Source organism: Caballeronia sp. SBC1 (assembly GCF_011493005.1).
Classification (GTDB): Bacteria; Pseudomonadota; Gammaproteobacteria; order Burkholderiales; family Burkholderiaceae; genus Caballeronia.
Genome location: NZ_CP049159.1, coordinates 466,901 through 480,912, shown reverse-complemented (window position 1 = coordinate 480,912; position 14,012 = coordinate 466,901). Strand labels below are relative to the sequence as shown.

The 14,012-nt window shown below is 59.5% G+C and carries 8 protein-coding genes; 4 read left to right on the top strand and 4 right to left on the bottom strand.

The genetic code is table 11. The features are described 5' to 3' along the window. Positions 1-4: 4 nt before the first annotated feature. The 3 genes from SBC1_RS37145 to SBC1_RS37135 are packed head-to-tail and all read right to left on the bottom strand — an operon-like array spanning position 5 to position 4,656. Positions 5-1,771, bottom strand: a complete 1,767-nt coding sequence (locus SBC1_RS37145; RefSeq protein WP_165106814.1) for a tetratricopeptide repeat-containing protein — start codon at positions 1,769-1,771, stop codon at positions 5-7. Continuing rightward, entirely contained in the window at positions 1,768-3,159 is a 1,392-nt protein-coding gene (locus SBC1_RS37140; protein ID WP_165106812.1) for a hypothetical protein, read from the bottom strand. The genes SBC1_RS37145 and SBC1_RS37140 overlap by 4 nt, the downstream gene beginning before the upstream one ends. A gap of 54 nt (positions 3,160-3,213) precedes the next feature. Beyond that, positions 3,214-4,656, bottom strand: coding sequence for a multidrug effflux MFS transporter (locus SBC1_RS37135; RefSeq protein ID WP_165106809.1), 1,443 nt, complete (start codon positions 4,654-4,656; stop codon positions 3,214-3,216). Positions 4,657-5,136: 480 nt separating this feature from the next. On the opposite strand from SBC1_RS37135, the gene SBC1_RS37130 reads away from it, so the two are divergent. The 4 genes from SBC1_RS37130 (at position 5,137) to SBC1_RS37115 (ending at position 12,537) form a co-directional block, all read left to right on the top strand. Beyond that, entirely contained in the window at positions 5,137-6,870 is a 1,734-nt protein-coding gene (locus SBC1_RS37130; RefSeq protein ID WP_165106806.1) for a DUF4231 domain-containing protein, read from the top strand. A gap of 452 nt (positions 6,871-7,322) precedes the next feature. Beyond that, a complete protein-coding gene (locus tag SBC1_RS37125) occupies positions 7,323-7,913 on the top strand; it encodes a toll/interleukin-1 receptor domain-containing protein (protein ID WP_165989211.1) in 591 nt (196 codons plus the stop codon). A gap of 138 nt (positions 7,914-8,051) precedes the next feature. Continuing rightward, the gene (locus SBC1_RS37120; RefSeq protein ID WP_165989209.1) at positions 8,052-8,942 is read left to right on the top strand and encodes a hypothetical protein; all 891 of its coding nucleotides are present in this window, start codon (positions 8,052-8,054) and stop codon (positions 8,940-8,942) included. A gap of 22 nt (positions 8,943-8,964) precedes the next feature. Next, complete coding sequence (locus SBC1_RS37115; RefSeq protein ID WP_165106800.1) at positions 8,965-12,537, top strand: WD40 repeat domain-containing protein; 3,573 nt, start codon at positions 8,965-8,967, stop codon at positions 12,535-12,537. A 108-nt stretch (positions 12,538-12,645) separates the two neighbouring features. On the opposite strand, the gene SBC1_RS37110 is transcribed toward SBC1_RS37115, so the two are convergent. Then, positions 12,646-13,965, bottom strand: a complete 1,320-nt coding sequence (locus SBC1_RS37110) for a hypothetical protein (protein ID WP_165106797.1) — start codon at positions 13,963-13,965, stop codon at positions 12,646-12,648. Positions 13,966-14,012: the final 47 nt, after the last annotated feature.

The following is a 14,012-nucleotide window of genomic DNA, read 5'->3' as shown; positions in this document are numbered from 1 at the left end:
CCCCTCACGCAGGAAAACGCCGCCCCGCCCGCCGCAACGAATACATCCGGCATTCGCCGAAGTTTTTCGCCATCGGCTGCATGCCCGCGTACTCGCAGACATAAGCCTCCCGTGTCGTGAAGGCCAGCGCTGCCGCGAACTGCTCGGTCACGAAGATTTCACCGACGGGCGTCACCGGTTCGATCCGGGCCGTGCGCACGACCTCCACCCCGACGAACTTGTATCGGTGAATCACCTTGTCGTAACGCCGGTAAAGTGGCCCGACATGCGCGCTCAGCCGGATGCCGAGATGCGGAGGCAAGCCGAGCCTTGCCGTCTTCTCCGGCCGCAGCACCCTCTGAAGTCTGAAGCAACAGTCGACCGCGGCCATCACGTCGGATAGCACGATAAACAGGCCGTCCCCGGCGGTTTCGGCATATTCAACGCCCTCGCACGCGTGCAGCGCGTTCGCGAATCCGCCGATCACGTGATCTAGGAACGTCAGTTGCTCTGCCTCATTCAACATGCTGAAGCCGCGCACGTCGCCAAACACGATGGCATGCGGTTTGCGCACGTCATTCGAATGCGAGCCCACTGGCAGCGCACTGCCGGTAATGTCCCGGTTGCCCGAGGGAATCGCTCCGAACGCGATGGTGCCATCACCGGGCGCGACCAGTTCCGGGTCGACCATGAGACTATGCCCGCGTAGCAGCGCGAGGCCGCGCGCTTGCTGTTGACACAGCAGGGTGCCTGCGGGCTCGTCGGGCGAACCTTCCTTCGTGACAAGCGTCACGCGCACGCGCTCGCTGGCGAGTACGCGGGCCAGCATCTCGAGCAATTCCGGCTGATTCAGAAAGATTCGCGCGGCGAGCAAATCCGGCTCGCACGGCAGTACCAGGTGCACATTCGCGCCAACCTGGAGCAGCGCGCTTGCGATCAGCAGATCTGCAGCGGACATCAATGGACCGAATGCGATGACCGTCTGTCCGGGTGCGAAGACAAACGGGTTGTGCGACAGAAGAAGATTGGGACGCGAGATCCAGTTGAGCACGCGCGGCTTCGGCAGATGGTCGACGATGTCCGCAGGCGCATGCGCGAGGCTTGCAACCCACGTCAGTTGACGACGGGTACTCGCCACGGCATCGAGATTTTCGGCGCCGTTGACGGCAATAATGGCAAGCCGGTCGGCAGCCGCGGCCTTCAGCATGTCGATCGCGACCCCGGGTTGTCCGAGGATCAGCGATGCCTCCGCCTGTGTGACATGCGACCAGTAATCCTGTTCGCGCTGCGCGGCAGCCAGTTCGAGCGCAACCTGTGCGTAATGGCGCGCCTTGCCGGACTTGCCGCATGATAGATACATCGACGCAGCATTGATCGCGAGGTAGTACTTGCCGAGCCGCTCGAATGCGCTCGCATAAGCAATCGCCGATCCCAGCCGATGTTTTTTTGCATCCTCGATGGAACTGCCGCTCGCGCAATCCTTCAGCAACCGGCCGAACAGGCCCGCGAATTCCGCCGCAAGATCAAGGTCGGTCAGCGCGGCGAGCCGGCCAGATCCTTCGAGTCTCCGGTATCGCTCGAGCGCACGGTTCAGCGCGCCCGCCCGCGCGAGCGCAAGAATCGCCTGATGCTCGAAAACCATTGCATCGGGCCACGCGGCGAGCGCTTTTACGGAGAGATCGTAAGCGGCGAGGTAGTTGCCTTCGTTGCCGTTCGCGCGCTGAATGCGCTCGAGCCATTCCACCACACTCGACGTAGACGAAACGGTAGCGTCCATGACGGATGGCGTCATGGAACCACCTGCACGGCTTGCGTTTTGGCGATGTCCTTCGACGATTTATTCTGGTTGAGCAGCAGCGAGATTACCGAGATGGTTTCGAGCGTGTGATCGCAGAGCGTCGGTGACCTGCAGACCTTCGGAGCGGGCAGCGACCAGCTCACGCCGTTGTAGGAAACGGTGGTCAACGGCGAACTGAATCCGTCGGAACTTCTTTGCAGATGGAACAGCACGCCGTAGTTGCAGGTCATCTTTTTGCCGTTCTTGTAGTCTTCATATTCGAGCGTCACGCAGCGCTCCGGCAGTTGCAGATTCGCTTCCGTTTCCTCCTGCTGCAGCGCCAGGATCTGGCCGACGTACTCGATCACTTCGAGCGTCGAACGCAGCTTGAACACGACGGTACCTTCATGTTCGCCGACGACCGTCTGCCTGGTGATGCCCGTCTGCTCGTCATACGCACTGTGATCGACGGCGGCGCCGCGCTTGCGTGAGCACGCGTCGAAGGGCACTGGCGTCGATTCGTCGCTTTCGCTGGCCAGTACGCCGGCGACGGCAGGTTCACTCGTCGTCTCGTGGCACAGGACCACATTGCTGCCCTGCGTCTCGCTCATTAGCTGATATTTTCCCGACCCAAGGCGCGCGAGCCGATAGTGGCTCGGATCAATCTTGGCGACCTCCGGCAAATCCTTGTGCATGTCGAGATCGAATGGACCGCCGACCGGCTTCGGTGACTTTTTGACACTCAGGGGATAGAGCCGTCCCAGATGATTGATGGTCCGCAGAAAAGCGTAGAACTCGGGTTCCGACTTGTTGCCGTCGCATTTCTCGTCCGCTTCCAGGATCGTGTAGTCGATCGGCAGTGCGTTCGGGCCCGGCATCTGTTTGTAGCACACGATTCGCGAACTGTTCGGCGCGTTCAGCAGCATTTCCGGGCTACCCGCCGAGCGCACGCCAGACACCAGCAACAGCAGCACCATCCGGTAGTCTATGCCTTCGTTCAGAAAGAACTGCGCGGTCTCGGGCGTGATGGGCCGCATCACACCGTTGGTGAAATCCTGCGTATCCAGACTGTCGATGTCAAAGCTTGGCGAACTCGTGATCGTCAAGCCGACAGTGCCGAGTTTTCGTGGCAAGGTCGTTGCGTGATCGGGTCCCATGAACGGAAAGGTCGCCGATGCCGAGGCGCCGCTCGACAGCGACCCGCGTATGCTCGCGAGTTCGCTGAAGTGCAGCGGTGCGCCGTCCTTCGCTCGCAGGATGTTCTGAAGAATCACCTGATTCGACGCAATGTCGTTGGCTTCGAAATAGTCGACAACCTGGTGGTTGATGATCGGCTCGAGCGAACAGGCCGCGAGCAGTGGGCAGAGCAGAGCGAAAAGTATCAGCAGCGGACGCGTCATCATGTTCTCCTCTTATCGTGTTATTTGTTCTGGACGGTCGTGAACGGCCTCGTTCGATCAGACCGGTTGCTGAGCGATGCGGGGTCTGAGGCTGGCCGCGATCGCAGCTGCGATCGCGCAGCCCAGCATCACGGCTGCCATCGGTCTGGCCGTGCCGTCGGCCAGTTTGCCCACGAGGGCGCCCGTTACCGCCCCGCCTGAGTACTGCATGGTGCTCATGAGCGCGGTCGCACTGGCGGCGTGACTGGCGTGCCGCGACAGTGCACCGACCTGCGTGTTCGATGGGATAAAGCAGTAACCGAGCGTGAAAACCAGCAGTGCGATGAACACTGGCCAGGAATGTGGCGGTGGCCTGACTCCGCACGCCAACAGAACGCCGCTCGCGACCAGCCAGACTACGACGCCGAAGCTGATCACCCGAGGTGCACCGCGACGCTGCACGAGCCACGTATTGAAGCGAAAGAAGCCAACCGTTGCGGCGCCGATCAGCGCGAGGGTCAGGCCGTAGGCAGTCGGTGTATAGCCGTACTGCGTCATGAACACGGTTGGCGATCCGGCGAGGAACGCGAACAGCGCGCCCATGCCGAATGTGCCGACCAGCGCGTTCGAGAGAAACTGCCTTTCCCGCAACACACCGCAGAAGAGTCGCAGCGAGGCCACGACGTCAATCGACAGACGCCGCTCGCGCGGCAACGTCTCTGGCAGGAAATAGAACAGCAGCGCGAGGCTGACCACGCCGTACAGCGCCGCGACCACAAAAATCATCCGCCAGCTGGCGACTTCCAGCACGAGGCTGCCAAGAACCGGCGCGATGACCGGCGCGACCGACATGACCTGCATGACGCCGGACATCAGCGCGGCGGCCTTCGCTCCATCGGCGACATCGCGGACCATCGCCCGCGGCACCACGATCGAGGCAGCGGCGCCGAATGCCGCGAGCGCCCGAAACGCGCAAAAGCTCGCTGTGCCCTGCGCGAGCGCGCAGCAGATCGACGCGAGTATGTAGATCGTGAGGCCGGCAGCAAGCGGCATGCGCCGTCCGAAGCGGTCCGAGATCAGCCCCTGAGTCAGCTGGCCGACCGCGAACCCGGCGAAGTAGGCGGCGAGCGTGAGCTGCGGTGTCGAGCGGCCGAACTCCTGCGCAATCGCGGAAGCGGCGGGCAGATACATGTCCACCGACACCGGGCCGATCGCGATGATGAACCCGAGCAGATACTTCAAATCGGGCGTCGGCTTGACGCGCAGGTTTTGAAGATTGTCCATTGCGAACTCCAGTGGACCGCTCAATCCAAACTGCAGCGCACACAACAACGCACTGATCGCCCCGCCCCCGAGGGCAACGCCGTCCAGCCCACGAAGCCGGATCTCGACAGTCAGGTTGATCAGGTGCTCGACTCCGGTGCGTTGATCGCGTCCGGAAAGATCGTCAATCTGTTCGTGATTCGCGGCGACGACGGGCGCCCCGCGCTCGGAATCGAGCCTACTGCCCGGACGTTTCAATCTCTTATCGAGCGATGTCTCATGCGGGCGCATATCCGCGAGAAATCTTACAGATGCGATACCGTTCCTCATTCTCGGTGAGCGGTTCTTCCAGTATGTGCGTTAACGTACGGTCAACGAACGGTCGCGGTCAGTGACGGCTTAACACCCTCGGAAAGTGTGGCTCGACAGAATTGACGCGCGATAGGTCTGGGTATGGCGCACCGCACATACGCAGGAAAAATTGCATCTACTAAATGTGTGTTAGCGATCGCGTTGTCGGCGTCGCCGGGAATCCTGGCTGTCGCGGGCTAACGCGAGTTGGGGCGTGATAGCACGTTTTTTGCCGGAGGCAATGAAATGGGGGAGTGCGAACCAGTTGCGCGAGGTGAACAGGGCGTCACGCCCGGGAGTTTGGGAAAAGCGAGCGCAACAGTCGGCCGCCCAACGCCAGGCCTGCGCTTAGGCGTCACCGGACATCGCAAGCTCCCCGCGGCCAATATGGCGCTTCTCGACGAGACGATCGGGAAGATCCTCGACACAATCGGCGCCACAATGAACGCGCTTGCCAACGATCCCACGCTGCATCGGTTCTACCAGCAAGAGAAGCCTGTTCTTCGAGTTATTTCGCCGCTGGCGACGGGCGCAGACCGCGTGGTTGCGCGACAAGCTCTCGCGCGACAGTGGTTGCTTTCGGCACCTTTGCCCTTCCCGCAGCAGGAATACGAAAAGGACTTTACCGACAGCGTCGACGAGTTCCGCAGTTTGCTGGCGCGTGCGAAAGCAATTAACGAGGTGGTCGAACTTGATGGTCGCCGCGACGCGGAAGGCGCAGCGTATTTCGAAGCGGGGCACTTTGTCCTGCGCCATTCCGACCTGATCATTGCGGTCTGGGATGGTCTCGAAGCGGCCGGGGAAGGGGGCACTGGAGAGATTGTGGAAACGGCCTTGAGGCTGGGTTTGCCGGTCGTTCACATCGATTCGGCGGCGCCCCATGCTGTCAAACTGCTGCTTGACCCGCCCCTCGGCGAAGGTGACCGCAGCTTCACGACCGAAGAGCTGGTTCGCCTGATTGTTATACCGGCGTGGAAGGTGGGTTCGACCGCTCCAACCAGCACCCGTCATCATCACAAGGCTGTCGCGACCTATTTGTGGGACGAACCGGAAAGTGTTTGTGCCGATGGCCCCGACCTGTCCTGGTCCGGTTTGAAAGTAACGCCTTTAATATGGTTAGGCACCGTGTTTCCCCTCTTGCAGCGATGTCTTGCAGACGCTTCACCCGCCACCACTCCTGAACTGAACCAGCCGGCCAGCGCCGGCAGCCTGGCTGCCCAGACCTACATCGCACACTTCCAGAGATCCGATGCGTTGGCGACGCACTATGCCAACATACATCGAAGCGCGTTTGTGATGATCTATCTTCTTGGTTCAATATCGCTTGTCGCTGCATTTACGGCGCAATTTCTCGCAGGCGTGCCTCTCGGCAAGTTGCAACTAAACGTTTGTGCCACTTACATTGAACTGGCGGCCCTAGGCTTTGTTCTTGTTCTCGTGCTGGCAGAATTACGATTCCGCTGGCGGGAACGATGGCTCGATTACCGAACACTCGCGGAGCAGTTTCGACAGACAGACCTGCTCGCGACAATCGGAGGCTCCGAGCCGTGTGGTTGCATGAACCTCAATAGCGAGATTCACCCAACGCGCGGATGGGTGCCGTGGTTCGTCGCTGCGGTCAAGCGGTCGGTCGGAATAGTTGGCGCACGATATGACGCGGCCTATCTTTCAGAGATCCGGGACTGGGCAGTCAAGCAGAGATTGCGCGATCAACTGGCGTACAACGAGGCCACGGCGCATCGCAACGCAAAGATAAGCAAATGTCTTCGATTGGTGAGCGTAGGTCTTTTTGCATTGACCATCTTAGCGGCGGGGGCCGAGCTTTGCTGGCCGAAAACAGATGATTCTGGATGGCTGCGCTGGCTAGCCGGCGTTTTTCCAGCCTTGGGTGCTGCGAGCTTTGGCATCCGCAATCAGGCCGAGTTTGAAATTGTCGTCCATCGATCGACACGACTCATCGGATTACTGGCAATGGAGAAAGCCAATATCGAAAGGCTCTCAGGCGACAGGCTGACCAGCAAATCATTGCGACTGGCCATGCAAAGGAGCGCTCAAATCATGCAGGACGATTCGCGCGCATGGGCGGAGATTTTCGAGGTGAAGGAATCGGAAGTTGTTTAGCGCGGAAGTCGCTTCGCGGTAAAGCCGCTCTCCTAGCAAGATATGCACCGCATCATGCGTGGTTCATTTGCGGCGTTGCGGTGTTTTTCCGCATGAAGAACATTTTCGTACTGTGCGCAAAAACACAGTCAAATGCTTACGGGTGTGATTGACTGCACAAAAATCCAACATGCAATCTTCGGTATCTCCATTGTCGCGAAAGCAGGTGAATATTCAGGCGCTCCGGCGAGTTGTCATCACGCTCGATTGAAGGCACAACCAATTCAAATGGCGCAATCCGCTGCGCGCATTGGGAACGGGCAAGCTTGCATGGCTCGACAGTTTGGACTAGATTAAAAGACGGAACGATTGTGCTTGGTGATCGTTTTGGTGGTCGTTCGGCGGTAATTAATACGTAGCACTGACCATGGACCCCGCACAGGGGATAATAACGCCAATAGGCGGAGCGTATCATGAGCAGCAGCGCCGCATCCGCGTCGCGCAAGCGAGGTACGGCCTTCCTGAGCTATGCCAGGGACGACGACCAGCGTCCTCTTGAAAAGCCAAAAACCCGCGGCTTCGTTAGCTATCTCTACGATCAGCTCAAGTGGGAGCTCATTGATCTGGGCCTCCCAGAAAATCTCATTTGGCGCGATCAGGAAAATCTCAGGTTCTCCGACAACTGGCCGAGCGTGATCAACGACAAGCTCCAGCAGAGCGACATCATGCTGGTGGTCACGTCAAAAAACTTCGCGAAAAGCGACGAGTGTCAGCGAGAGGTCGAGTTGTTCATGCAAAGGCTGCGGAGCCTGCCGCAAATGGCCCAGGGCAATCGAATCTTCCGGGTGGAAAAGCAGCCGCTAGCGAACAACGAACTGCCTGAATTGCTCCAGAGCGTTCACGCGGTCCGCTTCTGGGAGAAAGACCGGGAGACGGGCGGTGAAAGTCCATATTACGTTCGCGGCGTTCTGAAACGGCCCACGCCCTATGCTGCTGCAATCCACGGCCTGGCTGTCTCTATCATGAAGAGCCTCGAGGGGCTCAGGCAAATAGAGGGGGATTAGGCCGCCGGCAGTGCCGGGGGGCGGCAGGATGAATTCAAGCGACAATCGGGCCAATCGGGCCACGAGCGCGACAGCGATCCTGAACAGCAAAACGAACACAATATTGTTGAATTCCCGGTTCGCGCAGGTCAGAGGACAGTGTATGTAGCCAAGCCTGCCAGTGACCTGCTGGAGCCCTACGAGACGCTCGTTCGAGAAATTCGCAGACGCCACTATACCGTTGTCCCCGACGCGCAATCGCCACTCGCGGACGAGGGGAGCGCCGTTCAGGGTGCGATACGTTCCGCGCTTGCCCAGGCGGAGCTTTCGATCCATTTCATCGGTGAACGGCGTGGCTACAAACCCGATGGCCTCGACGTCGGAATCGTATCCCTGCAACTCGCGGAAGCGGCTGGGGAGGTTGCGCGCAGGCCTGATTTCCATCGGCTGATCTGGATACCGACCATTGTTCCTGATGCTGAAAATGCTGCGGTTGGCGAGGCTGCGGCGAACGTACGCGATCCGTTGCGGATTCTTGCCCAGCTCGACACGCTGCTTGAAACCGATGAAATTGAAGGCGACACTGCCGCCCGCTTCAACGAGTTTGTCATCCAGCGACTCGAGGCTCGGACGCCCGCCAAGCCTCAGGAGCTTCACCGTGCCGCCACCATCTATCTTGCCGCCGCGCCAGTCGATCTGAAGCTGGCGATCGAGGCCGGGAAACGCCTGAAGGAGCATGGTCAAAAGGTTCTCATTTTTCCGTCCGATACAGACTATTCGCTGGCGAGCCGCGCGGACCATCTCGCGTTCTGCTGGGGTGAGGCCGACGAAATCGCCGTGATGGAGGCGCTCGATCGGCTCGACTCGTCGGAATGGCGACGTTTGAGACCGGATGGCAAGCTGCATCTCATCGTGTTCGGCCCGGATAACGACATCAAGAAAATCGCCCGCGAGATCGAAAGTTTCGGCGCTGCCGATTTCGTCGTGGACGCGGCCAACCTCGGCGAGAGAGGGTTGATTGCCGAGTTGTCTGGCAGCACGGTCGGCTGACGTGCGTCACGAGCCGCCAGCCATGCTCAATTTCGCCGATGCGGCCGCCTCCAACATTCATCCCTTCATTGGCTTGCGTCCATATAGGGTCGAGGACGCCGCCTTCTTCTTTGGCCGGGAACTGCAGATCGCAACGCTTCTGCACCTCATCCGCAACGGCTCGCTTGTTTCGGTCATTGGCAGCTCCGGAAGCGGCAAGTCTTCATTGGTCCGTGCCGGCCTGCTGCCCGCGCTGAAGTCAGCCGAAACGGGCGAGCCGCCTTGGGAGTGGGTCGAAATGCGGCCCGGCGAGGCGCCAGTTCGCAATCTGGCGGAAGCACTGGCGCGGCCCAACGAGGGGGCGGGCGCAGCGCCTTCCGATTCGCTGGCGGAGCCTAGGGCGGACCGCATCGAGATCATGCTGCGTAGTTCAAGCTTTGGTATTGGCGAGGCGCTCAGAAGCACGCGCGTACGCGACCAGACGCGGCTATTGATCGTGGTCGATCAATTCGAGGAAATCTTCCGCTATGCCAATCTGCGGGCGCGACGCAATACCAATCCGACGCGCGCGTCCGAGCTGCGAGACGAGGCGACCTTCTTCGTGCAGCTGCTGCTGACTGCGGCGGCAGACGAACAATTTTCTGGCGCCATTGTGCTGACGATGCGCTCAGACTTCATTGGAGACTGCGCTCGCTTCTATGGTCTTTCGGAAGCGGTGACCAGAACACAATACCTGGTTCCTGCGCTGACCCGCGATCAGCGCGCGCTAGCGATCCGCGGACCGGTAGAACGTGCCGGGGCCACGATTGAACCCGCTCTCGTCCAGCGGGTGCTCAATGATACGAACGAGGATCCCGATCAGCTTCCCGTCCTGCAACATGCCATGATGCGATGCTGCCAACGGGCGCAGGACCACGACCGCCCCTTGCCGCCAGCGTTCACCCTCGAGCGTTACAACGAGATCGGCGGCATAGAGAGGGCGTTGACCCAGCACGGCGACGAAGTCCTGGCAGCACTCGCGCAACCTGACGCTGCACCGGGCGGCTTGAATCTTCAGGACATCGCCAAACGGATTTTCCAGTCCCTCACGGAAGTCGAAAGCCAGGGCCGCGTCATTCGTCGGCCGCAGACCATTGGCGATCTCGTGAAGGTGATCGCGCGAGACGACGCGCCGGCTGACGAAGTAGCGGAGATCGAGGCTGCAGTGCACAAGGTCGTTGCGCATTTCGCCGACCCGATGTGCAGCTTTTTGCGCGCGCCTACCGAAGATACGTTAAGCGCAAACGCTGTTGTCGATATAGGCCATGAGGCGCTGATTCGCCGGTGGGAACGGTTGGGCGGCAACGATCCGACCAGTTGGGTGCGTCTGGAACGCGAGGATGCGGAAAAATATAACAGGCTGGTCACGCTCGCTGATCTGGACGCGCTTCCACCCCAGTTGCTTCAGGAGTTCGAGACATGGTGGCAGCAGCGGCAGCCATCGAGTTTCTGGGCCAGCCGGTACACACGCGGCGGCGAGAGCCGCCTCAAGGCCGCGGCGGATCTCCTTGCGCGCAGCCGCGCAGAGGTAGCACGCAAACGGGCGGAGGCAACTCAAAGGCGTCGACGTCGTCGGGTAACGGTGGTGGGTGGCGCGGTCGTCGTCGGCGCGATAGCCATGTTGGCGGCGTGGCTTCCTTTCTACAATGCGCAAAAGGCGAGAGAAAATGCTGCGAGGATACAGGAGGCCCAGATCGCGAATGTTGCGAAGATGCGGGCGCTCCAGATCGCGGCCGCGGGCCTTAATCTACTGAAGCGGGACAGCGCGGATCAGGCAGGTCTCCTTGCCAAGTATGCGTTGTCGCATGAGGATGCCAGGAAGCTCGAAAACAGGTTGCCTTTCGAACCGGAGAACATGGCGCTCGCCTATGAAGCGCTTCAGCACATGCAGGAGCGCGTGGTGCTCACAGCCCAGAAGGGAACGATCGGCGTGGTCTTTAAGCCCGTTAGCGGTTCACAGAAGCTCGAACTTGTGACCGTCTCCTGGGCCGATCGCGGAGACCCTTGGGTATGGGATGTCAGCCCGGTTTGGAGTGATATTTTTAGTAGACCTACTAAATTACACGAAATGAAATCGGCCAACCAGTTAAGTGCTTATCAGCTTAGTGTCAACAAGACCGGCGATGCAATGTTATCGGGACCGACCGTAGACTCCGAAGGCATCAGCCTGGTCACGTCGGGCTCAAAGGGATGGATCCGGAACGATGCAATCAGAGTCGATGGCAAGAGGCCGATCTTCGGTGTGTTCGCCCCGGACCGAGATCTCACACTGACTGGCGGCGCCGGCACGAAGTGGGCAATGTGGATGTTGTCGCGACCGGTAGATGGCGGCCCCATCACCTGGCCCGCTAATCCAAGCCACGTGTTTGCAGATATTGCGCCAGCGTCCGGATTTTCCGGTGCCGCGGCAATCAGTGCTTCCGGAAAATTTGTGGCGATTGCCGCAAACGACGGCACGGTTCAAGTCTATAAAGGACTCGGCAATGGACATGATTGGAGCCCCGCCAGAGAACTGTGCCATTCGTCGGGAGATCAGAATACTTGCAATAGTGGTCATCGAGGCCAAGATCCCACTCTCCCGAAGAACCCTGTCAAGTGGCTCATGTTTGACCCGAGCAATCCAGACAGGCTGATCGGAGCCTACGAGCAGGGAGGAAGCATCGACGTCTGGAGCATTGCTTCTGGAAGCGTTACCACACTCGAAACATATAACAATCTCCCGATCTTCCGCGGGGCGATCAGTCCGGACGGCCAATTCGTTGCGGCAACCATTCAGAACCAGCCACGCATCTGTTTATGGAAGATGCCTTCGCCAGAGTCCAGGCAGGGAAGCGGAGAATCCCCGCTGTTGCTGCAGGGAAGCCCGGATGACGGATCTTTCATAAGTGTTGCTTTCGACAACCAGAATCACATTGCCGCTGGCACGACTAACGGGAAAGTGTCGCTCTGGTACACACAACCCGCGTTGTCGCGTGGTCTCGATCCGCTTGCACAATCGGTGCCGGCCGGGATGGCGTGTGCAAGTGCCGGTCCGGCAGGGACCAAAGTAACAAGGGCCGCGAAGAACGGCGATTGGGTCGTCACCTCGAAGGTGAGGGGCGTGGCTAAAGGAAACCTGACGATTCCGGTCGGAGCGGGAGGAATCAGGCCAGGAATTGACGCATGCAAAGTTTCGGGCGATGGCAAGTGGCTCCTTCTGGCGCCTTCGCAAGGGCGGCTGATGCTCTACGACTTACGCTATCTGAGCAGTCCGGTTGGTGTCTTCGGGGAAGCCGGAGCGAAGTGGTCTGGTGCGGATTTTGCTGAGAAGCCAGACCGGATTGTGGCCAGATCCATAGATGGCGCAGTGCTCCAGTGGCAGTTCTTCCGTGACAAGGACAAACTGCTGGCGTTCGTCGATCAGTCGCTGCCGCGGGTTTCAAACGAGAACAGGTTTAAGCCAGCGGAGCTGTCGGCTACAACGGACTACCTGTTGAATGGCAATTTCTGGTCCCTGATGAGGGCATCCGAAAGCGACGCCCCGCCAATTGAAGCGCACGCGTCCGACGATAAATCGTACAGTGCACTCAAGCCGTAGCGTGCCGCGCAATGACTCGCGCTGACGCCGAAATAGATCCGCAGAAAGGGCTCGTAGCCTTGGCCGTCACCAGCGCGCACTGGTGACGGTCGAAGCGCAACTCCCGCGCTAAAGCAATATGGCTTGCTGCAAAAGCTGCAAAGCCTTGATCTCATCCAGGCGACCTGTGCGTGCTTTACCGGCCAAGGTCTTCAAAAGTGCTTCTGCTATTGGCGCAATTCCGCGCAAGGTGTCGAGACTGGTCGCAGTCGTGGACGGATACGCCTCTTGCGCGAAGGAGGCTGGCGTATTTGCCAAGCTGTCCGGTCGCTGAAGAGCGAACGATACGTTGTTTTGTGCAAGGCGTCCGTCTTGCGACTCAACGCCGATATCGGCAACCTGGGCGGGAGTTGCGGGGGTTGCTGTATCTGCCGGTGCCATGGACGTAAGAGCCGCTTCTCGAATGGCGCGCACCTTCGTGCCGGCTCCCTTCGCTGGGGGTGTCTTCGCCGGCTTTTCGACGATGAGCGGTTCAACTATTGACGATGCTTGTCTACGGGACTGCGGCGCCAGCAATCCAGCAACAGCATTGGGTATGTCGGTTGGCTCACGCGGTATGTCCAGCCAACCCGTGGGTAACCCGAGTTTGTCTGTAAAGCGTTTCGACTCTGCATCGTCCATACGCTTTTGGCCGTGCAAACGATGAGCCATATTGGACTGGCTCATGTCTAACAAACGGCCGAGTTGCGCTTTCGCTCCATTGCGTGCGGTCAGCACGTGCAGGTTCGCGCGACGAATGTCCAGAACGTTTTGCGCGTCGTTCAGCTCAAGCGATTGCTGAGACGCCGGCTTCTGCGAGCCCTTTGATTGTTTGAACGCCACCGGCTTCACTGCTGCTGCGGTGCTTTTCTTGGCGGCGGCAGGTGCCACTCCGCTGCTTGTTTTCTTCGGCATTTCCGCTTCCTCAATCAATCCATTATTTGGAGATGTGTGCACAGCTGTCTGGTGAGCGACAACGACGGTATCAACTTCGTCGTATGCGTGATCTATATCAGCGCTGGTGTGTATAAAGTCCAGCGGCGACTTCAGGCGAGCAATGGTTTCCGGTGTCAGGACAGGATTTGGCTGGTCGAAAAATCCGTCAGGCAACCCAAGCGTCATTTCCATGTGGAACGCGGTCTCGGGTGTAAAGCGCTCACCGTTCACCAATTCGGCAACTCGCGTCAGATTCGAGTCCAGACCCAAAGCGATGTTTTCAGCACCAACTGCGTCGACCAGTAATTTGAAAGACCGTGTTTTCAGGATAGACGCCGTCTGGGCCGGATCTTTTGCAGGCGGCCCTTTCGCGTATGGCTTGTTTTGCCGATGGGGCGTGGATTGTGAGGGTTGGCGCGGAAAACGCTGGCCATTGCCTCGCGATCCGGTGCGCTGCCCGTGTGCTTGACTCATAAATTAGGACTCTCCGCCGTGAACAGACTATCGACGATTATAGGTGA